Raw genomic sequence first — 24,242 nt, 5'->3', positions numbered from 1 at the left:
TAATGACTGCTCTGAAGTTCCTCGACGCCGCCCCGCGCTTCCTCTTCTTCACCGGCAAGGGCGGGGTCGGCAAGACCTCCGTCGCGTGCGCGACGGCCGTGCGTCTGGCCGATGCCGGGGCATCCGTTCTGCTCGTCAGCACCGACCCGGCCTCCAACGTGGGCCAGGTCTTCGGCGTCACCATCGGCAACACCGTGACCCCGATCGACTCCGTGCCAGGTCTGTCCGCGCTGGAAATCGATCCGGAGCAGGCCGTGCAGCAGTACCGGGAACGCATCGTCGGACCGGTACGCGGCGTGCTCCCGGCCGCGGCCGTCGCCTCGATCGAGGAACAGCTCTCCGGCGCCTGCACCACCGAAATCGCCTCGTTCAACGAGTTCACCGACCTCCTCACGGATGCCGCCTGGACCGCCGCCTACGACCACATCATCTTCGACACGGCCCCGACCGGCCACACGATCCGGCTGCTGCGGCTGCCGGGATCCTGGACGGACTTCCTCAACGAAGGCAAGGGTGACCCCTCCTGCCTGGGCCCGCTCTCCGGGCTGGAAAAGCAGCGGGCGATCTACGCCGAAGCCGTCTCCGCCCTCGCCGACCCGGCGCGCACCCGGCTGGTCCTGGTCGCCCGGGCCCAGCAGTCCACGCTGCAGGAGGCAGCCCGAACCCACACGGAACTGGCCGCGATCGGCATGGGCAACCAGTATCTGGTCGTCAACGGCATCCTTCCCGCCGACGTCGCGGGGACCGACCCCCTGGCGACGTCCATCCACAGCCGCGAACGCCTCGCCCTCGCGGACATGTCCGAGGCCGTGAAAGCGCTGCCGACGGACCACATCGACCTGAAGAGCAACAACATGGTGGGCCTGCCCGCCCTGCGGAGCCTGCTCCAGCCCGGGAACTCCCCCACCGACCCCGCGGATGCCTCGCTGGTCACGCCGGACGCGCCGCTGTCGGCCCTCGTTGACGACATCGCCGCCGCAGGCCACGGGCTCGTCATGCTGATGGGCAAGGGCGGCGTCGGCAAGACCACCATGGCGGCAGCCATCGCCGTCGCCCTCGCCGATCGCGGACTCCCGGTGCACCTGACGACGACGGACCCCGCTGCGCACCTGGCCGACACCCTCCACGGCGGCGCCGACAACCTCGAAGTCTCCCGCATCGACCCCGCCGTAGAGATCCAGCGCTACACCGACTCGGTCATGCGCAGCAAGGGCGCCCACCTCGACGAGCAGGGCCTGGCCATGCTGGCGGAGGACCTCCGCTCCCCGTGCACCGAGGAGATCGCCGTGTTCCAGGCGTTCTCCCGCGTCATCCGGGAGGCGAAGAGCAAATTCGTGGTGATGGACACGGCGCCGACCGGCCACACCCTGCTCCTCCTCGACGCGACCGGCTCCTACGACCGGGAGGTCAAGCGCCAGGTCGGGAGCACCATGCACCTCACCACCCCGATGATGAAGCTGCAGGACCCGGAGCAGACGAAGGTGCTGCTCGTCACCCTCGCCGAGACCACCCCGGTGCTCGAGGCAGCCGAGCTGCAGGAAGACCTGCGCCGCGCCGGCATCACGCCGTGGGCCTGGATCATCAACAACTCAATCGCGGCCGCGGCGCCGGACTCCCCCTTCCTCCGGGCGCGGGCCGCGAACGAGCTGGCAGAGATCGACCAGGTGCAGAGCCGCTACGCGGACAGGCTGGCCGTTGTCCCCCTGCTTTCGGCCGAGCCGGTCGGCATCCCGGCCCTGCGCGCCCTGCAGGACGGCCGCCCGGTCGAGGTGCCCGCAGACGCCCAGGCCTGACCGGACCGGTCAGGCCCTCACTTCGGCCAGCAGCGCATCGATCTGGCTCAGCGCCTCCCGCATGCCTTCCTCCATGCCCATGGCCGACATCTTCTCGAGCTGCTCCACGCTCTCGAACGTGGTGACGGCGGTCATCCGGGTGCCAACCTCGGATGCTTCCAACGTCACGACACCGTGGGTGGCGCCCATGTCGCGGGCGGGCTCACCGTTTTCGTCGGCGAAACCGTCGTCGAACTCCAGCCGGTGCGGCGGCTGGATCGACGTGATCACCCACCAGCCGCGGGCCTTCTCGCCATCGGGGCCGGTCATGTAGTAGTTCGACCGGCCACCCTGCACGAAGTCGTGCCGGTCGAAGGTGGCCGGCCACGTGGGCGGGCCCCACCACCGCTCGAGCTGGCGGGGATCCTCCCACACCTGCCACACCCGTTCCACGCTCGCGTCGAACTCGGCCACGAACGTGAGGGTCAGCGCCTCCGGGTCTTTGTGTGAACTGACGACAGTCATGAACTCTCTCCTTTACTCGTTTTCCGTTTCTCGGTCTTCTTCTCGGTCTTCTTCTCGGTCTTCGGACAGGATGCTGCTGATGTTCTGCACGCGATACCGCCAGAGTTCCTCGTAGCGCTGAAGCAGGCGGGTGGCCCGGCGGACGGTTTCGAGGTTTCCGTGCACGATCTGCTCCCTCCCCCGGCGTTCCTTGACGACCAGGGCCGCCCGCTCGAGCACTGCCACGTGCTTCTGGACCGCCGCGAAACTCATGGCATAGCCTGCGGCGAGCGTCGACACCGACTGCTCCTGCTGGACGACACGCACCACGATGTCCCGGCGCGTCGCATCGGCGAGCGCATGAAAGATGCGGTCCGCTTCGTCGTCCACTACGCTTTCTACAACCATTTGGTTGTACTTTAGCTTTCCTGACGTGGTGCCGCAAGGGGTTCGGATGCCGGCAGGCTCGGTCGGTCAGCCGGCGATTGCGAGGCCAAGCCCGAGGCCGATCATTCCCACTGCGATGCAGATGTCCAGAACGCGCCATGCCCCCGGACGAGCGAAGATCGGCCGGAGCAGGCGGGCGCCGAAGCCAAGGGCGAAGAACCAGACGAGGCTCGCGATCATGGCGCCGGCCGCCCACCACCAGCGCAGGTCAGGACCCTGCTGGTTGGCGATCGATCCGGCGAAAATCAGGGTGTCGAGGTACACGTGCGGGTTGAGCCAGGTGAAAGCCAGTGCGGTCACCACCGCTGCGCGGAGACGGATTGGGCGTTCGACGGTCAGCGTGCTGCCGCCCTGAGCCTCGGCAGCGCCCGGAGCCGGCGGCACCGCGCCGTCGTCGACGCGCAGCGCACCTGGGTGCACCGCGCGGCGAGCGGCCAGCACTCCGTAGCCGATCAGGAAGGCAGCGCCGACAAAGCGCAGCACGATGAGCGCCACGGGAAAGCGCTCGACCACGGAACCGATGCCGAGCACCCCGGCGGCGATGAGCGCGATGTCGGATGCGGCGCAGATAGCGACGACGGCGAGGATCTCCCGGCCCCGGCCGGCGATGCCGAGCCGCAGAACAAACGCGTTCTGGGCCCCGATGGCGACGATGAGGGCGAGCCCGGTTCCGAGGCCCATCAACAAGGGCGCAATCACGATCTGCATTATTCCTCGACCCTACTCAGCCGCCTGACGACAGAACAGCTAATGTTTCTTACTCACCGTTAGGAGAGCTAATGCCGTCGTATTCCCTCGAACATCTGCGGACCCTCGTGGCGGTCCTTGACGAGGGCACGTTCGACGCCGCCGCTGTGCGCCTGCACGTCACCGCCTCTGCAGTATCCCAGCGCATCAAGGCGATGGAGGAGGCGACCGGGCAGCTGCTCGTGCAACGCACGAATCCCGCCCGGGCCACCGCCGCGGGCGAAAGCGTGGCGCGCTACGCACGCGAAGTGGATCTCCTCGGCAAAGACCTTCGCCGGGATCTGGGCGAGGACGGCCAGGAACAGGCGACGTACTCGATCGCCGTCGCCGTCAATGCGGACTCACTCGCGACCTGGTTCCTGCCCGCCCTCGCAACCGCCCACGAGCGCTTCGGCGCCATCTTCGACGTGCACCGTGACGATGAGGAGTACACCGTCTCCCTCCTTCGCTCCGGCACCGTCATGGCCGCAGTGACAGCGGCAGAACAGGCCGTGCAGGGATGCACGTCGAGTCTGCTCGGGGTCATGCGTTACAAGGCCGTCGCCTCCCCCGCCTTCCTCTCACGCTGGAACCCCCGCGGCGACCTCGCCGACCTCGACCGCATCCCAGTCGTCGACTTCGACCGGAAGGACGAGCTGCAGCGCGATTTTGTGCGCACGGCAACCGGCCGCGAGCCGTCCGGACCTCGGCACCTCATCCCGACCTCCGCCGACTTCGCCCGCTCGATTGTGCTTGGACTCGGCTGGGGTCTTCTGCCCGAGCAGCAGGCCGACGCCCACCTCCGCGCCGGCGCCCTCGTGGAGCTCGCGCCGAAGCATCCGGTCGACGTTCGGCTCTACTGGCAGCGGTGGAACCTCGCCTCTCCCCTGCTCGACGGCCTCACGCACGTCGTGCGGGAAGCGGCTGCGGCACGGCTCAGACGGTCTTAGTCCGACGCACGGCGCACCTGGCGGTGAGGCCTCCACAGATCAGTGGTGACTGTATAGTCAGTGCATGGTCGTCGACGTTCGCGACACCGATCCGCCCGAAAACGAAACGCGTCATCGCGTACGCGTTCTTCGGCCTGGCCGCCCACGTGATTGTCGATGCCGACCCGTCGATCTCTGGCCTTCGCGAAGCGGAGCACAGCCCGGTCGGGATCGCGCTGGCTGCCGTCATGCCGGTGCTGAGCTGGCTGGAGCGCCGCACCGGCCGTGAGCTGGGGTCGGCGTCGGCCGTGGCGGACTCGAAGCAGACCCTGATGTGCAGCTATCTGTCCGCAGCGCACCTCGGTGGACTGCTGCTCAACTCTCTGCGGGGGTGGGGGTGGGCGGATTCGATCGCTGCCCTGGTGATTGCCGGATTCGGCTCAATCGAAGAGCTCGCTGAGCCAGTTCTCTTTCTTGCGCTTTCGCCCGTCCGAGTAACCGCCGTGGGACTGGCCGTGTGCGTCGTCCGTGCGGCCGCGTGACCAGCCGTCGTTCGCCGGGTAGCCGGCTGGAGGCTGGGCGGATGCCTGCGGCACGGCAGCGATCGAAGATCGCTCGATGATCTTGTCGAGTTCGCCACGGTCCAACCACACACCCCGGCACTGGGGGCAGTAGTCAATTTCGATCCCCGAGCGGTCTGTCATGACCAGGAGAGTGTCATCGGTGGGGCATTTCATTGGCAATCCAATCCAGGGGAAGGGCGATCCTATCCATGGAAAAAACCTATTGCCTCAAGCTGGCAACCGGCCCGCGGCGGCCGCACAATACACCGCAGTTGTTCATGCTCGCCGGCAGGCACCACGAGGAACGGCCGACCGGGACTACATGCCGTGACGTCGCCTCCAGGCAGGGCGCGCGGGTGACCAGACCCCGCTACCATGACCGGTGTCGACGACGGAAGGGGCTGATCAGGATGCCTGGTGAGAGCGAACGGACCCCGCGACTTCAGCCGCGATGGTTCATCGTGCTCTTCTGGAAGGTGCACCGGGCCCTGGTCCGGTTCACCGGCGGGCGTCGCGGCCTGTGGCCCGCTCGGGCCGAGCGTTGGGGCGCACTGCGATTGACCACAATCGGGCGCCGCAGCGGTCAGGAGCGCTCGGTGATCGTCGGCTATTTCGAGGACGGCCCGAACCTGGTGACCATGGCGATGAACGGCTGGGGCGAAGGAGAACCCGCGTGGTGGCTGAACCTGCAGGCGCACCCGCAGGCCCGGGTGCAGCTCACCGACGGGACCCGTGAGGTCGTCGCCCACGCCGCGACCGGGGCGGACCGTGCCCGGCTCTGGGACCTCTGGCGGTCACTCGACAAGGATCTCGACGGCTACGCCCGCCGCCGGCCGACGGAGACGGCCGTGGTGGTCTTCGAACCCAGAATCTCAGGACCCGGAAGCTAAGGAAGCATCCCACCACTCGAGCACCCGCGTGCCGTAGAACGTGAGCCACCTGGACGGCTCGCCGGCCGGCACATCGACCTCGAACCACACCCGCCCGGGGTGGCGGCGCTCCTGCAGCCAGGTGCCGTCGGGGCGCCGGGCGGCGCGGATTACCTCGATGGCGTCGGCGAGCCGCGGATCGGGGGCCGTCCCGTCGTGCAGCGCCGCCGCCCGGAAGTAGTCCGCCGCGTTCAGCACACTGTAGAACCAGCGGAACGGGTACACGAACCGCGTCGCCCATGGAGCGACGGGCTCGCCGGTGGACAGCCGGCGCAGCAGCCGACGCTGCAGCAGGTATTCCTCACCGGCTCGTCGGGCAGCGCGCTGCGCGTCGCTGCCTCCGGTCGCAGCCTCGTAGTACAGCAGGCCCTTCAGCGAGTTGAGCGTGGAGTGGAATGACGACCGGGTCGAGCCCTCGACCCACTCGCAGTTCCAGCCGCCTTCGGCCATCTGGTGGTCGAGGAACCACTGGGCGATGCCGGAGACATCCGCCCCGAGCCAGACGCCGTTGGCGAGCGTGAACGCGTTGATGCAGCAGTCGACTTCGCCTCCCCAATACGGCAGGTTCTCGTATTCCCAGCGGCTGTTCGCGGCGAGCAGGTCGGCCGTGCCGGCCAGGACGGCGGCATCCAGGCCCCAGTCGCGGAGCGCGTTGAGCGACCACGTCGTCGCGGTGTACGGCTGTCCCGCGTCATCGGCCGCCTCGGGGCCCTCGAAGTCGAAGTCCTTCGGGAAGTACGCCCCGCCCGCCCACTGCCCGTCCGGCTCCTGCAGCGCGAGCAGCCGCGCACCGAACCCCTCCGTCGCGATTCGGGCCCGGGTCGCGCCCCACACGTCGGGTGGCGCGCCGGCCAGGTCGCGCTCGACCCGCCAGCGCAGCGCCGGGTCGGCGTCGAGCATCCAGTCGAGCAGGGCGGGGTCGAGGCTCATGGCCGACAGGCTACCGCGCTGCGACGAACCCGTTGCGGAAACGCACGGGTAGCAGCCTGGGCTCAGGCGGGGCGATCAGGCGCCGATCAGCACCAACACGTGGTAGATGACGTAGACCGGCCAGACGGCCGCCTGGAGCAGTCCGAGGATGACGCCCCAGAATGATCCGCTTGACATCGAGATGAAGTAGATGGCGGCTCCGATGTACGCCAACAAGAAGACGAATCCCCATGGTCCCTCTCGCACGATCACCCGTGCCCGGCTGTCCGTACCCATCCGATCCTCCGTTTCCACGAGGTCTTCCTGACTACTCCATCGGCATAAAGATAGCCGCAGTGCCCGCAAAGCGACACCCCCGCGCCTCGGCACCAGTCCCGGGCGTTGTTCGGGCGCGTCTTCGTCGCACAGCACCGCGGCCAGCCAGATGATATACGATTCAGAAAGCGACAAAAGAACTGCGCGTTGGATTATCGAAGATACAGCGACAGTGATGTCCGATTCGCCCACAACGAAGTGAGGAAGCCGTGCAGTTCCACCACCACGGATACGTATCCACAGACCCGCGCATCCAGGACGCCGCAGGGGTCGGCCTCGACCGTCCCGACGAGCTCCCCGAGAATGTCGACGTGCTCATCGTCGGAACGGGCCCAGCGGGCATGATCACCGCAGCCCAGCTCTCCCAGTTCCCGGGTATCACGACTCGTATCGTGGAGCGCCGCGGCGCACGCCTTCCGATCGGGCAGGCCGACGGTATCCAGGCCCGCAGCGTCGAGACCTTCCAGGCGTTCGGTTTCGCGGAGCGCATCATCGCCGAGGCCTACCGCATTACCGAGATGGCATTCTGGAAGCCGGACCCGAGCGACCGGTCGCGCATCATCCGCACCGCTCGCGCGGTGGATGACCCCACCGGCATCAGCGAGTTCCCGCACCTCATCGTCAACCAGGCGCGCGTGTTGGACTACTTCGCCGAGGTGATGGCCAATTCGCCGACGCGAATGAAGCCTGATTTCGGCCTGGAGTTCCGCGGCCTGTCGAATAGCAACGAGGGCGAATATCCCGTCACGGTGACGCTCGCGCACACCACCGGGGAACGGGCGGGACAGGAGCGCACCGTTCACGCCAAATACGTGGTCGGCGCCGACGGTGCCCGCAGTGGCGTGCGCGACTCCATCGGCTGCACGCTCGCCGGCGACCAGGCAAAGCACGCCTGGGGGGTCATGGACGTGCTCGCGGTCACCGACTTCCCGGACATTCGCACGAAATGCGCGATCCAGTCCGGCTCGGGCGGAAGCATCCTGCTCATTCCGCGCGAGGGCGGCTACCTGTTCCGCATGTACGTCGACCTGGGCGACGTGGCCGACGACGACAATGGGGCCGTGCGAAAAACGACGATCGACGAAATCATCGGGAAAGCGAACGCGATCCTGCACCCCTACACGCTGGACGTGAAGAACGTCGCCTGGCACAGCGTGTACGAGGTCGCCCATCGTCTCACCGACCGATTCGACGACGTGCTCCCCCACGAGATCGGCACCCGCACGCCGCGCGTCTTCATCACCGGTGACGCGTGCCACACGCACAGCGCCAAGGCCGGCCAGGGCATGAACGTCTCGATGCAGGACGGCTTCAACCTGGGCTGGAAGCTCGGCCATGTGCTCGACGGCCGCAGCCCCGAAACCCTGCTCGGCACCTACTCGGCCGAGCGTCAGGTCATCGCCAGGAACCTCATCGACTTCGACAAGGAGTGGTCGAGCCTGATGGCGAAAAAGCCGGAGGAGCTCGACGTGCCGTTGGAGGAGTTCTACACGAAGACCGCCGAGTTCCCTGCCGGTTTCATGACGCAGTACCCGGCGTCGATGCTGATTGGCGAGTCGACCCACCAGGAACTCGCCACCGGGTTCCCGGTCGGCAAGCGCTTCAAGTCCGCCCCGGTGGTTCGCGTCGCGGACGCCAACCCGGTGCAGCTGGGGCACCACCACCGCGCCGATGGGCGCTGGCGCGTGTACGCGTTCGCGGATGCCGCCGCATCCGGTGAGCCCTCGGCGCTGGCGGACTGGGCGCACTGGATGCAGACCTCGCCTGATTCGCCGCTTCTCGTGCACACTCCCGCGGGGAGCGACATCGACAGCGTCTTCGACGTCAAGGTGGTCTACCAGCAGGCGCACGCCGGCGTGGACATCGGCCGGGTTCCCGGCGCGTTCCTGCCGAAGACCGGTCCGTTCGCGCTGATCGACTACGAGAAGGTGTACGCCGCAGACCCGGAGCACGACATCTTCGAGCTCCGCGGCATCAACCGCGGTGGCGCGGTTGTGGTGGTGCGTCCGGACCAGTACGTGGCGAACGTGTTGCCGCTGACGGCGACCGCGGCGCTGGCTGCGTTCTTCCGGCAGATGCTGCTCGCCCGGTAGCCGGCTGGACGCGCTACGATGTACGTGATGTACTTCATGTACGTCCCCAACGGAGAAGAAGAGCCATGCCAATCACAGCCGACTACGGCTCGTTCACTGACGCACGTCTGCACCTCAAGGACGTCCTCGACGCCACTGAGCAGGGGCGCATCGTTACCGTGCTCCGCGACGCCCACTTGTCGGCAGTTATGCCGGCCGAGAAGCTCCGCGGATACTTCCACCGCACGGTCCTGCCCCGTGTGAAGGTGTACAGGGAGGACGGGCGTACGATCGCCCTCATGCAGGACCGCCCCTTTGTCTCGGAGGGCGAGGATATCTCTGGCGCTCTCGCAGACCTCGCTCTGTCACTGCGGGAATACGCGGATGATTGGGAGGACCGGCTCCAGGGTGCACCCAACCACACGGCCAATTGGGCGCTCGTTCAGCTGATCAAGCTCTCCGACGAGGATCAGCTCCTCGATTGGCTTGAGTGCGGTGGTGAGTAAGCACCCGGCTGCCACGCGTGAGCACCACGACGAGTTCTGCGAGGGAGAAGGCTGGAGCATCGTTCGCGGAGCTACGGGCCGGCCGGTATCGCACCATCGCACGTACGAGTTGACGCTATGGGACGGGCGAATCCTTCGAACCCGCATCTCGAAGCCCCTCGACAAATCGACATACTCTCCAAGCATGTGGTCACATATCTTACGAGAGCAGCTCGAAGTGACCGTGGATATCTTCTGGGCGTGCGTCCGCAAAGGGCGGCTCCCCGATCGGGGCGCACCCAAGAACCAGTGCGCCGATAACGCTCTGCCGCTCTACCTCATCCGAGCACTCAGCGAACTCGGCGTGGACGAGGCCAGCATTCTGACTCTGACACCGGGAGAAGCCGCAAACCTGCTCGCAGTGAAGCTGACTGAACAACAAAACCGGGGCTAGTTCCGCGGGGCAACGGCGCTTCTTCGACGCGCTCGACGCGCTTCCACAGCAGGCGTATGACTGTTCGCCGGCCGTCCTCACCTATGCGAGGGACCAAAGGCTGGAGCCTGCAGGCTGGACGGTGCTACTCGGCGGACGGCCGCTGCCGCTGCCGTTTCGTCGCCGAGCGCTGTTGCTTGGCGGCGAGGTGCCGCCGGCCCGAGCCCCGGGTGGGTTTGGTCGGGCGGCGGGGAGCCGCATCGGGGGCAAGGCCCGCGGCCACGAGGTCGGCGAGCTTGGCCAGGGCGATCTCGCGGTTGCGCAGCTGCGAGCGCCGCTCGGAGGCGGCCACGGTGATCACCCCGGCGACGAGGCGACGCCCGAGTCGCGTGAGCAGCAGCATCCGCTGGTCATCGTCGAGTGCCGCCGAGTCGGCGACGTTCCAGAAGAGCTCGACGCGACTGTCGGAGGTGTTGACGTGCTGGCCGCCGGGCCCGGACGAACGCGAGAACCGCCAGCCGAGTTCCGACGCGGGAATCGTGAGCGCGGGCGACACCTCCAGATCCATGCCACCAGCGTTGCACGATGCAGGTGCGATTGAAGCATCAATGCCGCGCGGAAGCTGATGAAGTCGGGCCAGCTCAACCCGCCGATGAACCTGATCACCCAGGCCGAGATCCCCGAGGCGATCGACAAGCTGCGCGCCGGCGGCGTGGTCGGCCGCTTCATCGCCATGTATAAGTAGGCCTGCACCGCGGGAAGCTGCGGGAGGGCATCATGTACGCATGGAGTCCTCAGAGAGGGCGGCCATGGATGTCGCGATCTCCCGTTCCCCAGGCGAACCCGTCTGGGCGGGAGGCAAGTCCTTCGGCGGGCGCATGGCCTCGATGGCGGTGGCCGCCGGCATGGCGGCAGCAGGCCTGGTCCTGCTCGGCTACCCGTTGCATCCGCCCGGCAAGCCGGAGACGATGCGCGACGAGCACCGGTACGGAATCGACCTGCCGACGCTGTTCCTGCAGGGCACGCGCGACCCGTTCGCCACCCGAGACGAGCTCGACCAGGTCGTCGAATGAATCGGCGCAACGGCCACGCTTCAGTGGCTGACCGACGCGAACCATTCGTTCGAGATCAGTGGAACCAAGCGCACCCCAGCCGAGGCGGGGGCATCGCTCGCTCCGGCCGTCGCCGGGTTCATTCGGGGAAACGGTCCGGCCGTCGCCGGATGAACAGTGGGTCGTTGACACGACGGGTTCATGCTCACACTTATTGCTGGGTTTCGGTTTCTGCTTGCTTGCGGTGATCGAGATTGCTGTCCGCCAGGTTCTCTAGTTCCACGTCGGAGGCGGCCTCCTCAACGGCAATGAGCCGATTGTTCGCGGCCGGAAGGGCTCGCACCATCTCGTCGAGTTTGCGCTGTGTCGCGGCCTGCTGTCGGGCCTGGGTGTGCTGGATCACGAACACCATGACGAGCGTGATCGAGGACGTCACGCTGTACAGCACATTGTTCCACCAGGACGGAAAGGCAAAGAAGAAGCCCACCGCCAGCCACAGCGCCGTGAGAGATGCGACCGCCAGCCCCACCGTCGCGAGCGAGGTGGCATCGCCCACCTGATGAAGCAGTCGACTCCTCCACCGGCGCTCCCGCCGCTCTGGACCGCGGTCGCTTTCGTCTGCCGGCGGTCGTGACCGCGAGGCCGACGGTGATCCCGGATCCTGCTCCTCGTTCTGACCAGACATAGGCACCACAGTAACCGCTCTGTTGAGGGCGCGACCGCTCAGCGCCAGTCGATCGAAACGACCGTTGTTGGCACTGAGATGCCCTTCAGTTCGAGTGTGCGACGTCCGGTCTCGCCGAACGAGCGCCGGCTGCCCGCAAGGCTCGTTTCACTGACCAGGATCTCGGACCCGGAGGCTGCTGCCGCGATCCGGGCGGCGATGTTCACGCCCGTGCCCGAATAGTCCGAGGCGAGCCGCGTCGCCTCGGCGGCGTGGATGCCGACCCGGATTGACGGGGCGAAACCCTGGGTGTCACGTTGCTGGGCCAGGCGGCGCTGGAGGGCGATCTCGCCTCGATCGCGCGGTCCGTGTCGTCGAAGGCGAGGAAGAAACCGTCTCCGATCTTCTTGAGTTCCTCCCCGCCGTGCTCCGCTACGGCCGATCGCACCGCCTGATCGTGCCAGCGCATGAGCTTCCCCCAGGCCTCGTCGCCGAGCAGCTCGCCCAGCTTTGTCGAGTCGACGATGTCGGTGAAGACGAACGCCTTCAGCTGCCGGGCGTCGGTGTGCCTCGGTGCGCCGCCTCCCTCGTCGCCGAGGGAGGCGAGGAGCTCTCGGGCCCTCGACAGGTCGATGAGGGCACCGAGGTGCTCGAATGTGTCGGCGGCGGCCCGCAGTTCGACCGCGGCTCGGTCCGCGTTGTCGTTCGCCGCGCACGCCTGGGCCAGCCCCATCCACGCCCGCGCTGCCTCGTGCGGCGCCTCCAGTCTCGTCCACGCCTCGACGGCGGTGCGGAGGGCGACCTCGGCGACCGGCGCGCCACCCGAGGCCAGCTGGAACATGCCGCGCGCGCTTGCGACGCCGGCCCCGATCGCCTGGCTGCCGAACCGGCCCGCGAGCGCCTCGAGCTCATCGACGGCCGCGCGCGCAGTCGCGAGATCTTTCGCCGCCAGGGCGATCTCGATCTGGGCCCGCAGCAGGGGCATCCGCATCAGCGGCGTGTCCGGCGGCGCGTCCCAGGACGTCGTTCTCGGCGGGTCCTCGAGGGCGCGCCGAATGGACGCCGCTGCAACTTCAGTGCGTCCCTGCGCGAGGCACAGCAGCGAGAACGCCGGCTCGGTCTTCGTCCCGCGGGCGTGCGCCTGCGTCAGGACCTCCTCGGCAGCCTCCAGGTCGCCACGCTGGAGGCGAATCGCACCGATCCGGTAGAGCGCCAGGGCGGCCGCGGCCGAAATGAAGTTCTCGAGTTCGATCGATGCCCGGCGCGCCTCGGCCTCCGCTTCCAGCCACTGGCCGCGCAGCTGCTTGATCTCGGATCGATAGAGGCGACACATGCCCGGGAACCCGTTGATGCCCTCCCGTTTGCACCAGCGATCCTGCGCCTCGGTCCACTCGGCCGCGCGTCGCCACTCACCCAGACTCGCGCACGTGCCGATGGTCGTGCAGCAGATTCCGCCTGCCGTGCCCGGCTCGAGCTCACCGGCGACCGCCGCCACGCTGGACTCGTCGACCAGGGCAAGCCCTTCGTCGACATGACCCCGGTTGACCAGCGCGAACCCGCGTTCCGCCTGGGCCATCACCGCAACATCCCGATCCTCCAATCGCCGCCCGATCTCCTCGGCCAGGGTCGCCGCCGCGAGCGCGGTATCGATATCGCCGACATGGCGGCGCGGAACGAACGCACGATCGCGAGCCAGCCATGCGCGGCGTTTTCAGGCACATTTTCCAGCGATCGCTCGGCGCGGCGGGCCCAGGCGGCCGACATGGAATCGGCAGCCCGGTAGACGTTGTCACGCGCCAGGCTGACCGCCGCCATGACGGCCGCCTCGAGCCGGTTGGCCTTCATCGCAGCGGCATAGCTGCGTTCGCGGACCTCGATGGCCTGGGGCAGCTGACCCGTCCACCACGCCGCTGTCGCCAGGAGCTCGAGGTCGCCCCCATCAAGCTGACCCTGGGCGTCGGCCTTGGTCAGCTGTTCGAATGCCTCCCCCCACGCATGGCGGGCAAGGGCGGCGCGACCCTGCTCAACCGGGGTGGGCGGCGCAGGCGCCGGTAAAGATGAATTCGTCGCCATGCGGTCATTCTGCACCCGATCGGTGCGCCGGTCACTCGCGGGAGCGCACCGTACGACCCCACGCAGCATCCGAAATTCTTCCATGACCGGGCCGCCCGCTCAGAGACGGCCCGGTCAATCGCTATCCGATGTGGAAGCCATCCGTGGCGATGTACATCAGGTCAACGGGCCGCTGCGTGATCTGACGGCGAATCTGCCAGTAGTTGTCGATCCAAATCGGCGTCTCAGGGTCCGGGAGCTCCTCGAGCATCTCGAGGAGCTCCCATTTCGTGAAGGGCTGGTGTCCAGCGGGCAGCTTGTTCTTCAGCGGCCAGGGGTGTTCGACCGTGGTGTGGTCCTTCCGGTACAACTCCCGCCCGGCGGGCAGGGTTGAATCGGGAGCCAGGTCATGAAGCGAGCATAGCGGTCGTACGCCCAACTGGAATCGCGACCGGTGTCTTGCTCCCGGAGTGAGCTGCAGGCACGATGTCGACGTGCCGTTCGTCATTGTCGAGGTCGATCCCTCACTCCGGTCCCTGCTGCCCAGGCGAGACCGGGGAGACCGCGTCGTGCGTGATGCAGCTCCCACAGAAACGGTGGCACACCTCCTTCAGGTCCTGGGCGTGCCGCTGACTGAGGTCGGGGCCGCATCCGTCGACGGCCGGAGGATCGGCCGCGAGGCACTTCGCACGACGCACATCGGACACGCGTCAGCGCACGCTGGCGCGACGGATGCGCCTACTCGGCATCGACGCGGCCTATGAGCCCGATGGCGATGACTCCAGCCTTGCCACCCGTTCCGCGACCGAGCAGCGGGAGTTGCTCACCCTGGACCGCGGACTGCTCTTCCGCAGAAACGTGCACGACGGTGCGCTCATCCGCACAGACGACGTGGACGCGCAACTCGACGACATCCTCAGTCGCTTCGCCCCGCGACTCGCACCGTGGACGCGATGCCTGCGCTGCGGGGCACTCCTCGAAGAGGTGTCCGCCACAGAGGTCGCGGCCCAGCTCGAGCCAGGCACCGCTCGCACCTATCGCTCGTTTTCGCGGTACACCGGTTGTGGTCGGGTGTACTGGCGCGGCGCGCACAGCCGGCGCCTTGAGGCTCTGGTGCGCCGGGCCACCAGCTAGGGCAGAGGGCCGCGCCGCGCCAGGATCCGGGCGAAGAGGGCGTGGAGCAGCGGGAGCGCAGAAACGGCGATGAGCACCGTTCCGATCACGGCATCCTCGGCGCGCAGCAGGATGCCGCCGATCAGCAGGGCGGCGAAGAGGATTGCCGAGACGATCCGCCGTCCCGTTCGCTCGAGGTCGGCCAGGCGACGCTCGAGCCGCGGGGTCTGCACCGAGACCGTACCCTCTTCGATCCGCGTGGTGAGGTTGTCAAGCCGCTGGGGCAGCCGCGCGATGATGCCCGCGGCCGACATCGCTTCCTTTGCCACCGTCTGCACCAGGTTCCCGCCCTCGGCCCGGATCAGTTGGGCGGAATACGGCTCGACGGAATTCCAGATATTGAAGGCGGGGTCGAGCGAACTGCACATCCCCGAGGTCAGCGACATCGCGCGCACGATGAGCAGGAAGTTCTCCGGAAGCTGAAACGGCAGCGAGCGCACCACATCACCGAACTCGAGGGCGAAGGCGCGGAACTCGCGCGGGTCGACATCCTGCAACTCGGCGAAACCCATCCCGCCGAACCGGGCGAACAGCTTCGTCATCGCCCGCTCGAGTTCCGCGGTGTCAGCGGAGGGCAGGAGCACACCCACCTCGCGGATGCCGTCCACCATCCCCTTGCCGTTGCGTGACGCGGCGGCGATGAGCAGCTTCCGAAGACCCTCCCGCAGGGCATCGGGCACGTCGCCCATCATCCCGAAGTCGATGAAGGTGAACTTCCAGCCCCGGCTGCCGCCCGCTCCGGGCACACCGGCGTCGCGAAGGGGCGTGACGAAGATGTTGCCGGGGTGCGGGTCGGCGTGGAAGTAGCCGTGCACGAAAAGCTGGTCGAACATGACGGCCGCGAACTCGGTGGCCACTTCGGCCGGGTCGATGCCGGCCGCCCTCAGCCCGTCCACATCGTTGATCTTGATGGCGGTCACATCCTGCAGGGTCAGCACCCGCCTGGTGGTGCGCTCCCACACCAGGTCGGGAACGCCGACCCGGGCGTCGCCTGCGAAGGACTGAGCGAACCGCTCGGCGTTCGCCGCCTCGTGCAGGTAGTCGATCTCCTCGAGACTCGTGACCGCGAACTCCTCGACGAGGGCGGGCACGTCGACGCGATCCGAGACCAGGCGAATGTGGCTGAGCCAGCGGGCGACACGGCGCAGAGCGCTGAGGTCGACATCGACGATCGTGCGGATGCCCGGCCGTTGAATCTTGACGACCACGTCGAGCAGGCCGGTGTCGGCGGCATCCGTTTCCGAGAGCCGAGCGCGGTGCACCTGACCGAGGGATGCCGCGGCCACCGGCGTTGGATCGATGAACGAGAACGCTCGCTCGAGCGTCACACCCAGCTCGGCTTCCGCGAGGGTTCGGATCTCCGGGAACGGCACCGGCGGAACCTCGTCCTGCAGACCCTCGAGCTCCTTCGTGATCTCCGGCGGCAGCACGTCGAGGCGCGACGACATGAACTGGCCGACCTTGATCATCAGGCCGCCGAGGTCGACAGCGAGCACGTGGAAGCGCTGCGCAATGCGCTGCAGGCGCGCCGACCTGTTTCGCGCTGCGACCCGCGCGAGCCCGACCCGCGGCAGAAACAGTTCGTACCACCACGTCTGCGCCAGATGGCGGGCGGCGAACCACAGGATCCTGCGGGTGCGGGCGCGCATGTTCCCGACGTCGGTCATCTGATCTCCTTGATGCCGACGTGCTGTGAGCACTCGGTCAGTCCTGGGCGAGGATGGAATAGAGCTTACGACGTGCCTCTTCCAGAACGGCAACAGCCTGTTTCACCTGCTCCGGGCTGCCGGAGCGCCCGACCTGTGCGGCTGCCTGGGCCAGGTCGATGCCGGCCTTGGGCAGCGCGCTCGCCCGCCCGCTGTCCCGAGCACTCGGCGCCTCCCACGGCGCAGGCTGATCTGCCGCGGCATCCGCCATCTGTCGCCCCTCGTCGGTGAGCGAGTAGGTCTTGCGACCGTTGGACTCCTCGGCGGCGATGACGCCCTCGTCCGCCAGCAGCTGAAGCGTGGGATACACCGAGCCGGGACTCGGCTTCCACGCACCATTGCTGCGTTCCTCGATCTCCTGGATGATCTGATAGCCGTGCATCGGCTTCTCGGCGAGCAGCGCAAGCACCGCCGCGCGCACGTCGCCGCGGCCCATCCTCGGGCCGGCCTTGCGGTCGAACTGGCCGCGCAGCTGCTCCATCGCGTCCCACACCACGGAACCCGGCCAGCCTTCTCCGCCGCCGCCGCGGCGTCCCCCGAACCCATCCCCCATGAATGAATTGCTCATGATCTTCCTCCTCAGCGCCACAGCCATCCAGGCTCGGCGATACTTAACGATATATCGGTCAACCTCGTGAAGCGAGACTGCATTCCCGTATTCGCAGGCAGTCCGGGCGCCTCGGTGCGGTGCGGCCCCCGAGGGGGAAGGTCGATCCGGTGCGGCGGCGAGCGGCCCGCACATACGGACCGCCCGCCTCGTGCCGAAGAGCCTAAATGCTCTTATATACCGAAACGTAGTCAACGAGCATGGGTATCCCCGACTTTGTCAGCCCACTGGGGCGACCCGGCCAGCTGCCGCCAATGGCCACATTGAGGATGATGAAGAAGCCGTGGCCGGTGGCATTGGCCCACGTCGTGGCGTCTACATCGCCCTGATTGACGATGTGGTAGACGACGCCGTCCACGGACCAACGGAGCTGTTCGCTCGCGCCCCTGCGGTCCCACTCAATTCGGTAGACATGGAACGCCGACTGGCACGGGGCACCTGGGCACGTCGTGCTGCCGCCGAGACCCGTGGGCACGTTGCACGGACCGCCGGGGCTCGTGCCGCAGTGCAACGTCGCCCAGACCGTGTTCACGCCGTTGACGTTTTCCATGATGTCCATCTCGCCCACCGACGGCCAGTTCGTGTAGTTACCGCGGAATGGAGCGCCGAGCATCCAGAACGCCGGCCAGTAGCCCTGCGCCGCTGTGCCGGTGACGTTCGGCATCTGGATGCGGGCCTCGACTGCCATCTTCTTGCCAGGGTCGGGCTGGAAGTCTGTGCGCTGGGTTTCGATACGACCTGAGGTCCAGTTCTTCTGGGTGTCGCGGATGGGTTTGATGTTGAGGTTGCCCTTGCCGCGCCAACAGCCGCGCGGCGGTTAACCCAGAGACGCCCGCACCGATGACAACGGTGTCAAAGTTCTTCATTGGGTCAGAGTAACAACCCGCCCCGGATGCGACAAAGCCCTGATGAGAGGCCCCGACGACACGCGGCGTTCTCCCCTCCCCCGCACTCGGTCCCGGCCGCGCCTCGATCTATTGCAGCCGGGTGGATTTGGTCATGCGAGCGCGGAACCCGCCGCTGATCTGCACGAACGTGGACAGGTGCTGGCCCAGGAGGTGATCCAGTGATGCGAGGGAGGAATCGATAACGTCCCCGACGTCTTTGGGAGAAACTCCCCGCCGGCATGTGACGACGACTTTCAGTACGGGTGTGTTCCGAACCTGGTAGGTCGAGACATGGGAGGCGACCAGCTCGGACTTGGTGTCGAGAAAGTTCTGCAGCGACTGCTCGGCGAACGCGGCGTCGATGGCGACCCCGCCGTGCTCGCCGGGTTCGCTGCGGAGCAGGTGCCTGGTGCGCCCGTTGCCTTGTCGCAGGATGAATACGATCAGCAGCACGACCAACACGATCAGCACAGCCACGCCCGCCACCGAGAGCCAGCTGCTCGAGGTTCCGGGAATCGTCGCGGCCGCGAACGTGTCCGCGATCTGCTGAGACACATCCGGGGCAGCGCGTCGCCACCCGGATCGCACCGGGCCGGCGATCCCGAGGAGAATGCTCCCGGCACCGACGGCCAGGGTGATCATGCCGATGACGAGGATGAGGATCCGGTTCGTGGCACGGTTGGTGTCGTTCACGCGCCAACCTTCGCTTCCTTCTGCACCGACACCCGTGCGTGCAACGCCGGGGCGGTCTGATAGCGCTCCAGCATCTCAGTGACCGCGTGTTCGATTGCATCTTTGTCCACGGACTGCCCCGAGGTGGGCCGGATGCGCACCGACGCCGACCGTCGGGAAACACGGACCTCGACATCATCCGGATCAATATTGCCGGCGTAGGAAGCCTGCCGTGCCAGCGCTGAAGCGATGACCTCGTCATCGACGACGATCGCGCTGCGCTGCGACGGAAGCACATGGCGGGCACGCCGACCGGCCGAGACAGACACGACCACCAAAATCAACCCGATGATTGCCACGATCACACCGGCGATGATGACGGGCACGGTCGGATACCGACCGATCGCGACGACCCCGCGGCCCATGTCGACAGGGGCAACCAGCAGGGCAGGCCGCCCCAGCAGGGCGAGCACGATTTCGGTGCCCAGCCACGCGCAGACCAGGATGAGGATGACCGCGAGGACGATGGCCAATCCCGACCGGGGCGAATGCGTTTCACGACGAATCACCCGGGCGTAGGTAGCTTGCTCGGATGTCATTTCACTCTCCTCTGCGGGGTGACGTCCGCACCGGTGATCTCCACCATCACCCGTGCCACCGCGGATCCGGTGATCCTTTGAACGTGCTCTCGGATGTTCTCCTGCGCCCGATTCGCCCGCTCCAAGACCGGGCCGCCACCGTCTGCGACTCGGGCTGGATCTTCGCGGATCTCCTCCAATGACGGGACCGGCAACGGTGTCTTGACCCACAGACTCAGCTCGCCGCGCGCATCCTCAATCTGCAGCGACACCCGCTTCTGCTCAACACCGAACGCATCCGCAGCGACCGCAGACACAATCTTCTCCAGAGCACGCGCGGTGATCCTCGTGCGCCCCCGCTGGACGGCACGGGACGAGAACTCTGCATCGCTCATGACGAGGAGCGCCTACCTCGGACGGCATCCACAACACCCGGGAGGTCGAGCTTGCCGTCAACGATTCGGCCGACGATCCCGCCCACGATCATCCCCACCAGGACGAGCACGAACGCGCCAAAGCCCAACGTGATCCACACGATCACGAGTATGGCCCCGATCAGGATCCCGGCCGTGGTGGCGTTCACTGGACACGCTTCTCGGTGTCGTCGTCATCATCGGCGGGAATGTGCACGTCGTTGATGGTCACGTTCACCTCGGTGACCTCCATGCCCACGATTGTCTCAATCGCGCGGATCACCGACTGTCGGACACGCTCGGCCAGATCCTGCAATGGCAGCGGGTACTCGGCAACCATGGTCACATCCACTGCGACCTGCGTCTCGCCAACTTCAACGCTGATGCCCTGCGACTGCGATTCCGCACCGGCCAGCCCGCGGATGGCACCGACCACCCGCTGCGCCCCGCCACCGAGCGCATAAACGCCTGCGACGTCTTTCGCGGCGATCCCGGCGACCTTCGCGACCACGCTATTTTCAATCGTCGTCTTACCGGTGCCGCTGTCCTGAGTGTGGGACGCGCTTGATGTTGTTGTGTCAGACATGTCAAGCTCCTTCGTCTTATCGAACGCGAACTGCGCCCGAGCATGTGTTTTCACCAGTAGCGCGCGACCAACCAGACATGTCAAGCCCCCGGATTCTGTTGCCCTACATCTCCCACAACTCCGGCCTCCGCGCGAACCGTGCGCACAACCAACGCCGACTCGCGTGACACCCCACAACTCCACGTACACGATCACGAGGCACACCGTTTCGCGAGCGATGATTCATCACCCGGATCCTGTCTTGCCAGCCGTGATCGTGGTACTGTCCACCCTGAAAAATCGATCTACGTATGACTGTGAGCGAAGTGTCGTTTTCATTTCACAACGAAGGAGGCCCCCATGAGTGGTCGCAACACATTCGTCAGAAGCTTGCACGATCTCGGACTAGCCGCATGGTTTGGCGGTTCCCTGATGGGTGCCGTCGGCCTGAACGGTGCGACAGCCGAGGCATCGTCACCCCGCGAGCGGCTCCGGCTTTCGTCGCTCGGCTGGGCCAAATGGGCGCCGGTACAGATAGCTGCGCTCCTCGCCCACGGTATCGGCGGCATCGGGCTCATCAGAGCCAACAAGACCCGCCTCTCCGCGCAGGAGGAAAGCCGAACCAACACGACCTGGAAGATCATCGTGACCGTCCTCGCCGGTGCGACCACCGCATACTCCGGAATTCTCGGCCGGACCATCAACGACCACCAAGGCGAACCGACCGAGGGCGTCACCGAACCCGCGCACGGTAGCTCCGACCGCCTCGCGTCGGCGCAGCGTCAGCAGCGCATCCTGCAATGGGCCACCCCCGCACTCACACTCGTCATCATCGTGCTTGCCGCACAGCAGGGAGAGCAGCAGAGACCGATCGCAGGACTCTTGCAGACCACCATCAAGAACTTCCGGAAATAAGGCGTCGGCTGAACCCCTCTCCGGCAGCAGCGTCACGCCCGCCTCCCCTCGGGCGAGCCTACCGACGCCGAATCACCAGCTCTCTTCGCCGGCCCCGCCCACCGGCGGGGCCGGCGTCCACCCCCAAACCGGAAGGACACCGTGTTCCGCTTCCTTCGCTACCTCCCCGCAATCCTGCCGATCGTGTTGCGCGTCCTCCGCAACCGGAAAGCCCGAGAAAACAGCCCAGCGACCGCGCACACAACCCGACCGAAACCACGACCCTGACCGTCACCATCACACTCGGCAACAGCTACAGATCACGAACTGCACACAAAAGCCTCATCGACCGGCTGGATCCGCTCGCGCGCCTCGGCCTCGTGGGCCAGGCCCCTGCGGCCACACAGCGGCGGGTTCAGAGCTGGGCGGAGAGCCACTCGTTGATCTCCATCAACAGGGGGGCCTGGGCATCCGCTGTCAGGAAGGATGCCCGCACCGCGTTGCGGGCGAGGGTTGCGACCTCCTCGGCACCGAAACTGAGGGTGTCGGTGAGGGCCGTGAAGTTGTCGTCGAGGTAACCGCCGAAGTACGCCGGGTCATCGGAGTTAACGGTGACGGCCAGTCCGCGGGCCAGCATCGCCGGCAGCGGGTGGTCGGCGAGCGTGTCGACCACGCGCAGCCGCACGTTCGAGAATGGGCACACGGTGAGCGGGATCTGGTGCTTGACCAGGTGTTCCACGAGCTCATCTTCGAGGCTGCGGATGCCGTGGTCGATACGCGACACCTGCAACAGCTCGAGCGCCTGCCACACATACGCCGGCGGGCCCTCCTCACCGGCGTGCGCCACACACTGCAGACCGTGCTCGCGGGCAAGCGCGAAGACCTCGACAAAGTCGATCGGCGGATGCCCGACCTCGGCCGAGTCCAGCCCGATGCCCACGATCGGCGCCCGCATCTCGATGAGGTCGTGCATCATCGTGAGGGCCTCGGCGGCCTCACGGTCGCGCAAAAAGGTCACGATCAGGGCCGAAGACACTCCGAATTCGGCTTCGCTCTCGGCAATCGCCGACGCCACCCCGTTCACGCAGGTTGCGAGGTCCACCCCGCGCACGGTGTGCGCCTGCGGGTCCATAAAGATCTCGGCGTGCCGCACGCCGGCCGCCTGCGCGCGCCGCAGATAGGCGCGGGTCAGATCGGCGAAGTCGGCCTCGGTCTGCAGCACCGCCATGTTGGCGTAGTACAGGTTCAAGAACGACTGGAGGTCGGTGAATTCGTACTGCCGGCGCAGCTCCTCAATGTCGGCCCAGGGCAAGCGGATGCCGTTGCGCTCTGCGAGCTGCATAATCAGCTCCGGCTCCAGCGTCCCTTCTATATGCAGGTGCAGTTCGACCTTGGGCAGGTCGTGAATCTGGGCGGGAGTCAGCATGTGAGGGGCCTTCCGGTGGCGGGCATCCGTTGTGGCAACGGCCGGGGTCAGCGGCCGCCGGGCAGCCGGCGGCCGCGCTGTTCGAGCGCCGCGGTCCCGTAGGGGTAGTCCGAGACGACGGGGGCGCTGACCTTGCTCAACCGCTCGAGCTGCGTCGGGCTCAGCGCCACGGATGCCGCGTCCAGGTTCTCGCTCAGTTGAGCCACCGTGCGCGCCCCCAGGATCACCGCGGTGACGCCCGGTTGCGCTTCGAGCCACGCCAGGGAGACCTGCCCGCTCGTCGCACCGATCTCTGCGGCCACCGCGGCGACGGTGTCGACGATCCGCCAGGTGCGGTCGAGTTCATTGCGCGGCAGCCACGCTTCCATGCCGCGCTGCGGGTCCTCGCCGAGGCGGGTGGCGCCGGTCGGGTCCACGTCGCGCTGGTATTTGCCGGTGAGCCAGCCGCCGCCGAGGGGCGACCAGGGCAGCAGCCCGAGGCCGGCGTCGAGGGCGGCTGGCACGATTTCGCTCTCGATTTCGCGCACCAGCAGGCTGTATTGCGGCTGGAGGGTGACCGGCGGGGTGAAGCCGAGCGCCTGTGCCCGGTGCGCGGCCTTGGTGAGCTGCCATCCGGTGAAGTTGGAGACGCCCCAGTAGCCGATCTTGCCCCCGCGGATGGCGTCGTCGAGGAAGCGCAGGGTTTCCTCGAGCGGGGTGACCGGGTCCCAGGCGTGCAGTTGGTAGAGGTCGATGTGTTCGGTGCCGAGGCGGCGCAGGGAGTCATCGAGGGCGCGAATCAGGTGGCGGCGGCTGGTGCCGAGGTCGTTGGGCCACTACCCATGGGGAAACGGCCCTTGGTGGTGAGCACGATCTGCTCGCGTTCCACCGGGTGCGCCGCGAGCCAGGTGCCGATGATCTGTTCTGAGACGCCGGCGCTGTAGACATCCGCGGTGTCGACGAGAGTGCCGCCGGCGGCCTCAAAGGTGTCGAGCAGCGCGTGGGAGGTGTTGGAGTCGGCCTCCGCGCCGAAGGTCATCGTACCGAGGGCGTAGGTCGAGACGACCGCCCCGCTGTTTCCGAGAGTGCGATAGCGCATGTATGCGTCCTGTCCGTCGGTGAATGGGCGTGCTCCCCTAGGGCGTGTCTCCTAATCGAATCGTGATTCGTTTGGGAGGGTGGAGGGATGTCTCGTACTGCTTTGCTGACCGATCACCAGTGGGCTCGGATCGAATCGTTGATGCCGAGCTCGGATGGCAGTGCGGGGCGACCGTTCCGGGATCATCGCTCGATCCTGGAGGGCATCATTTACCGGTTCCGGGCGGGAATTCCGTGGCGGGATCTGCCGGAGAATTTCGGTCCGTGGCAGACGGTCTGGAAACGGCATCGCCGGTTTAGCTGCGACGGGACCTGGGACAAGATCCACTCCCGGTTGCTGGCCGAGGCCGACGCGGTCGGGATGATCGACT

Annotated in this window: 32 protein-coding genes and 2 pseudogenes; 12 read left to right on the top strand and 22 right to left on the bottom strand. The window is 67.0% G+C overall.

Annotated features, from left to right (window positions below):
• The first annotated feature begins 2 nt into the window (after positions 1 to 2).
• Entirely contained in the window at positions 3 to 1,793 is a 1,791-nt protein-coding gene (gene arsA, locus BLQ39_RS12750) for an arsenical pump-driving ATPase (protein WP_092324479.1), read from the top strand.
• A gap of 9 nt (positions 1,794 to 1,802) precedes the next feature.
• Here the strand turns inward: arsA and BLQ39_RS12745 are convergent, their stop codons facing one another.
• From BLQ39_RS12745 to BLQ39_RS12735, 3 genes are all read right to left on the bottom strand, one after another.
• Positions 1,803 to 2,297 (bottom strand): SRPBCC family protein, encoded by a 495-nt coding sequence (locus tag BLQ39_RS12745; protein ID WP_092324478.1) that lies wholly within the window; start codon positions 2,295 to 2,297, stop codon positions 1,803 to 1,805.
• Between the two features lie 12 nt (positions 2,298 to 2,309).
• Positions 2,310 to 2,684 (bottom strand): ArsR/SmtB family transcription factor, encoded by a 375-nt coding sequence (locus BLQ39_RS12740; RefSeq protein ID WP_092324477.1) that lies wholly within the window; start codon positions 2,682 to 2,684, stop codon positions 2,310 to 2,312.
• Positions 2,685 to 2,750: 66 nt separating this feature from the next.
• Complete coding sequence (locus tag BLQ39_RS12735; RefSeq protein WP_092324476.1) at positions 2,751 to 3,431, bottom strand: LysE/ArgO family amino acid transporter; 681 nt, start codon at positions 3,429 to 3,431, stop codon at positions 2,751 to 2,753.
• A gap of 71 nt (positions 3,432 to 3,502) precedes the next feature.
• Here BLQ39_RS12735 and BLQ39_RS12730 point away from each other — a divergent pair, with 71 nt between their 5' ends.
• Both BLQ39_RS12730 and BLQ39_RS12725 read left to right on the top strand, forming a co-directional pair.
• Positions 3,503 to 4,399 (top strand): LysR family transcriptional regulator ArgP, encoded by an 897-nt coding sequence (locus tag BLQ39_RS12730; RefSeq protein ID WP_092324474.1) that lies wholly within the window; start codon positions 3,503 to 3,505, stop codon positions 4,397 to 4,399.
• A 23-nt stretch (positions 4,400 to 4,422) separates the two neighbouring features.
• Complete coding sequence (locus BLQ39_RS12725) at positions 4,423 to 4,920, top strand: cation diffusion facilitator family transporter (RefSeq protein WP_422386352.1); 498 nt, start codon at positions 4,423 to 4,425, stop codon at positions 4,918 to 4,920.
• On the opposite strand, the gene BLQ39_RS12720 is transcribed toward BLQ39_RS12725, so the two are convergent.
• Positions 4,819 to 5,115, bottom strand: a complete 297-nt coding sequence (locus BLQ39_RS12720; protein WP_092324473.1) for a TFIIB-type zinc ribbon-containing protein — start codon at positions 5,113 to 5,115, stop codon at positions 4,819 to 4,821. The genes BLQ39_RS12725 and BLQ39_RS12720 overlap by 102 nt on opposite strands.
• 236 nt (positions 5,116 to 5,351) lie before the next feature.
• Here BLQ39_RS12720 and BLQ39_RS12715 point away from each other — a divergent pair, with 236 nt between their 5' ends.
• On the top strand, positions 5,352 to 5,831 hold the full coding sequence (locus BLQ39_RS12715; RefSeq protein WP_092324471.1) for a nitroreductase/quinone reductase family protein: 480 nt from the start codon (positions 5,352 to 5,354) through the stop codon (positions 5,829 to 5,831).
• Here BLQ39_RS12715 and BLQ39_RS12710 read toward each other — a convergent pair.
• On the bottom strand, positions 5,814 to 6,800 hold the full coding sequence (locus BLQ39_RS12710) for a squalene cyclase (protein WP_092324470.1): 987 nt from the start codon (positions 6,798 to 6,800) through the stop codon (positions 5,814 to 5,816). The genes BLQ39_RS12715 and BLQ39_RS12710 overlap by 18 nt on opposite strands.
• Positions 6,801 to 6,875: 75 nt before the next feature.
• A complete protein-coding gene (locus BLQ39_RS12705) occupies positions 6,876 to 7,076 on the bottom strand; it encodes a hypothetical protein (RefSeq protein ID WP_092324521.1) in 201 nt (66 codons plus the stop codon).
• A gap of 248 nt (positions 7,077 to 7,324) precedes the next feature.
• On the opposite strand from BLQ39_RS12705, the gene BLQ39_RS12700 reads away from it, so the two are divergent.
• The 3 genes from BLQ39_RS12700 (at position 7,325) to BLQ39_RS16005 (ending at position 10,126) form a co-directional block, all read left to right on the top strand.
• On the top strand, positions 7,325 to 9,208 hold the full coding sequence (locus tag BLQ39_RS12700) for an FAD-binding monooxygenase (RefSeq protein ID WP_092324468.1): 1,884 nt from the start codon (positions 7,325 to 7,327) through the stop codon (positions 9,206 to 9,208).
• Positions 9,209 to 9,273: 65 nt separating this feature from the next.
• Positions 9,274 to 9,693: a hypothetical protein gene (locus tag BLQ39_RS12695; protein ID WP_092324467.1), complete on the top strand. Its 420-nt coding sequence runs from the start codon at positions 9,274 to 9,276 to the stop codon at positions 9,691 to 9,693.
• Between the two features lie 184 nt (positions 9,694 to 9,877).
• Positions 9,878 to 10,126 (top strand): hypothetical protein, encoded by a 249-nt coding sequence (locus BLQ39_RS16005; protein ID WP_198417065.1) that lies wholly within the window; start codon positions 9,878 to 9,880, stop codon positions 10,124 to 10,126.
• 124 nt (positions 10,127 to 10,250) lie between these two features.
• On the opposite strand, the gene arfB is transcribed toward BLQ39_RS16005, so the two are convergent.
• Positions 10,251 to 10,673: an alternative ribosome rescue aminoacyl-tRNA hydrolase ArfB gene (gene arfB / locus BLQ39_RS12685; RefSeq protein ID WP_092324465.1), complete on the bottom strand. Its 423-nt coding sequence runs from the start codon at positions 10,671 to 10,673 to the stop codon at positions 10,251 to 10,253.
• 217 nt (positions 10,674 to 10,890) lie between these two features.
• On the opposite strand from arfB, the gene BLQ39_RS16315 reads away from it, so the two are divergent.
• Positions 10,891 to 11,178 (top strand): alpha/beta family hydrolase, encoded by a 288-nt coding sequence (locus tag BLQ39_RS16315; RefSeq protein ID WP_134574760.1) that lies wholly within the window; start codon positions 10,891 to 10,893, stop codon positions 11,176 to 11,178.
• A 190-nt stretch (positions 11,179 to 11,368) separates the two neighbouring features.
• Here the strand turns inward: BLQ39_RS16315 and BLQ39_RS12675 are convergent, their stop codons facing one another.
• The 5 genes from BLQ39_RS12675 to BLQ39_RS12660 form a co-directional block, all read right to left on the bottom strand.
• Positions 11,369 to 11,713, bottom strand: coding sequence for a low affinity iron permease family protein (locus tag BLQ39_RS12675; protein WP_166784377.1), 345 nt, complete (start codon positions 11,711 to 11,713; stop codon positions 11,369 to 11,371).
• A 167-nt stretch (positions 11,714 to 11,880) separates the two neighbouring features.
• Complete coding sequence (locus tag BLQ39_RS15900; RefSeq protein ID WP_166784378.1) at positions 11,881 to 12,048, bottom strand: hypothetical protein; 168 nt, start codon at positions 12,046 to 12,048, stop codon at positions 11,881 to 11,883.
• Complete coding sequence (locus tag BLQ39_RS12670) at positions 12,045 to 13,400, bottom strand: nucleotidyl cyclase domain-containing protein (protein WP_135109241.1); 1,356 nt, start codon at positions 13,398 to 13,400, stop codon at positions 12,045 to 12,047. Before BLQ39_RS12670 ends, BLQ39_RS15900 begins: the two co-directional genes overlap by 4 nt.
• Positions 13,397 to 13,894, bottom strand: a complete 498-nt coding sequence (locus tag BLQ39_RS12665; RefSeq protein ID WP_092324459.1) for a hypothetical protein — start codon at positions 13,892 to 13,894, stop codon at positions 13,397 to 13,399. Before BLQ39_RS12665 ends, BLQ39_RS12670 begins: the two co-directional genes overlap by 4 nt.
• 121 nt (positions 13,895 to 14,015) lie before the next feature.
• Complete coding sequence (locus tag BLQ39_RS12660; RefSeq protein ID WP_092324457.1) at positions 14,016 to 14,243, bottom strand: hypothetical protein; 228 nt, start codon at positions 14,241 to 14,243, stop codon at positions 14,016 to 14,018.
• Between the two features lie 100 nt (positions 14,244 to 14,343).
• Here BLQ39_RS12660 and BLQ39_RS16280 point away from each other — a divergent pair.
• Both BLQ39_RS16280 and BLQ39_RS15995 read left to right on the top strand, forming a co-directional pair.
• Positions 14,344 to 14,538 (top strand): annotated as a pseudogene (locus BLQ39_RS16280) (ubiquitin family protein); the annotation flags it as partial.
• Complete coding sequence (locus tag BLQ39_RS15995; RefSeq protein WP_256332761.1) at positions 14,507 to 15,007, top strand: Mut7-C RNAse domain-containing protein; 501 nt, start codon at positions 14,507 to 14,509, stop codon at positions 15,005 to 15,007. The pseudogene BLQ39_RS16280 and the gene BLQ39_RS15995, both read left to right, overlap by 32 nt.
• Here BLQ39_RS15995 and BLQ39_RS12650 read toward each other — a convergent pair.
• The 8 genes from BLQ39_RS12650 to BLQ39_RS12615 all read right to left on the bottom strand — a co-directional run bounded on the left by BLQ39_RS12650 (position 15,004) and on the right by BLQ39_RS12615 (position 20,495).
• The gene (locus BLQ39_RS12650; protein WP_092324456.1) at positions 15,004 to 16,713 is read right to left on the bottom strand and encodes an ABC1 kinase family protein; all 1,710 of its coding nucleotides are present in this window, start codon (positions 16,711 to 16,713) and stop codon (positions 15,004 to 15,006) included. The genes BLQ39_RS15995 and BLQ39_RS12650 overlap by 4 nt on opposite strands.
• A gap of 37 nt (positions 16,714 to 16,750) precedes the next feature.
• On the bottom strand, positions 16,751 to 17,320 hold the full coding sequence (locus BLQ39_RS12645) for a PadR family transcriptional regulator (protein WP_092324454.1): 570 nt from the start codon (positions 17,318 to 17,320) through the stop codon (positions 16,751 to 16,753).
• A 202-nt stretch (positions 17,321 to 17,522) separates the two neighbouring features.
• Positions 17,523 to 18,047: a family 16 glycosylhydrolase gene (locus BLQ39_RS12640; protein WP_338419105.1), complete on the bottom strand. Its 525-nt coding sequence runs from the start codon at positions 18,045 to 18,047 to the stop codon at positions 17,523 to 17,525.
• Positions 18,048 to 18,333: 286 nt separating this feature from the next.
• Positions 18,334 to 18,939 (bottom strand): hypothetical protein, encoded by a 606-nt coding sequence (locus BLQ39_RS12635; RefSeq protein ID WP_092324451.1) that lies wholly within the window; start codon positions 18,937 to 18,939, stop codon positions 18,334 to 18,336.
• On the bottom strand, positions 18,936 to 19,517 hold the full coding sequence (locus tag BLQ39_RS12630) for a DUF6286 domain-containing protein (protein ID WP_135109243.1): 582 nt from the start codon (positions 19,515 to 19,517) through the stop codon (positions 18,936 to 18,938). Before BLQ39_RS12630 ends, BLQ39_RS12635 begins: the two co-directional genes overlap by 4 nt.
• Complete coding sequence (locus BLQ39_RS12625) at positions 19,514 to 19,891, bottom strand: hypothetical protein (RefSeq protein WP_092324448.1); 378 nt, start codon at positions 19,889 to 19,891, stop codon at positions 19,514 to 19,516. Before BLQ39_RS12625 ends, BLQ39_RS12630 begins: the two co-directional genes overlap by 4 nt.
• Entirely contained in the window at positions 19,888 to 20,079 is a 192-nt protein-coding gene (locus tag BLQ39_RS12620) for a hypothetical protein (RefSeq protein ID WP_092324447.1), read from the bottom strand. The genes BLQ39_RS12625 and BLQ39_RS12620 overlap by 4 nt, the downstream gene beginning before the upstream one ends.
• Positions 20,076 to 20,495: an Asp23/Gls24 family envelope stress response protein gene (locus BLQ39_RS12615; protein ID WP_092324519.1), complete on the bottom strand. Its 420-nt coding sequence runs from the start codon at positions 20,493 to 20,495 to the stop codon at positions 20,076 to 20,078. Before BLQ39_RS12615 ends, BLQ39_RS12620 begins: the two co-directional genes overlap by 4 nt.
• A 339-nt stretch (positions 20,496 to 20,834) precedes the next feature.
• Here BLQ39_RS12615 and BLQ39_RS12610 point away from each other — a divergent pair, with 339 nt between their 5' ends.
• On the top strand, positions 20,835 to 21,389 hold the full coding sequence (locus BLQ39_RS12610; protein WP_092324445.1) for a hypothetical protein: 555 nt from the start codon (positions 20,835 to 20,837) through the stop codon (positions 21,387 to 21,389).
• 394 nt (positions 21,390 to 21,783) lie between these two features.
• On the opposite strand, the gene BLQ39_RS12605 is transcribed toward BLQ39_RS12610, so the two are convergent.
• Both BLQ39_RS12605 and BLQ39_RS12600 read right to left on the bottom strand, forming a co-directional pair.
• Positions 21,784 to 22,794 carry an adenosine deaminase gene (locus tag BLQ39_RS12605; RefSeq protein WP_092324444.1) on the bottom strand — a complete coding sequence of 337 codons (1,011 nt, stop codon included), beginning with the start codon at positions 22,792 to 22,794 and terminating at the stop codon, positions 21,784 to 21,786.
• A gap of 47 nt (positions 22,795 to 22,841) precedes the next feature.
• A pseudogene (locus BLQ39_RS12600) lies at positions 22,842 to 23,872 on the bottom strand (aldo/keto reductase).
• A gap of 87 nt (positions 23,873 to 23,959) precedes the next feature.
• Here BLQ39_RS12600 and BLQ39_RS12595 point away from each other — a divergent pair.
• A partial coding sequence (locus BLQ39_RS12595) for a transposase (RefSeq protein WP_143006471.1) occupies positions 23,960 to 24,242 on the top strand: 283 nt, incomplete at its 3' end.

Origin of the sequence: Cryobacterium psychrotolerans (genome assembly GCF_900101115.1) — a bacterium.
Lineage (GTDB): Bacteria > Actinomycetota > Actinomycetes > Actinomycetales > Microbacteriaceae > Cryobacterium > Cryobacterium psychrotolerans.
The sequence above is the reverse complement of the archived record's forward strand: the minus strand, read 5'-3'. Positions and strand labels throughout refer to the sequence as shown.